At 66.5% G+C, this 242-nt stretch carries 1 protein-coding gene; it reads right to left on the reverse strand.

All coding sequences use genetic code 11. From position 1 onward, the window contains the following. Positions 1–242: DUF4245 family protein (locus SB660_RS23220; protein ID WP_410584907.1), on the reverse strand; the 242-nt coding region annotated here is incomplete at both ends.

Consider the following 242-nt stretch of genomic DNA (forward strand, 5'->3'; position numbering starts at 1 on the left):
CGTGATGCCGATGAACTGTGTCTTCGGCGTGACGAACCCGATGTACCAGGAGTCGACCTTGTCGGGCGTCTTGGTGCGCAGCTCCGCGTTGTTCGACTTCCAGCCGGAGGGGAGTTTCGGCACCAGGAGGGCGTCCGGCTCGCTTCCCTGGCCCTGCTGGGCGATGGATGCGTAGTCGACCGGAGGTGTGCTCGCGACGGGATTGCCGCGCGGCACGACGAGGACGATCACCGCGACGAGGG

It is taken from the genome of Bacillus sp. SIMBA_005, assembly GCF_046535585.1.
Taxonomy (GTDB): Bacteria; Bacillota; Bacilli; order Bacillales; family Bacillaceae; genus Bacillus; species Bacillus pumilus.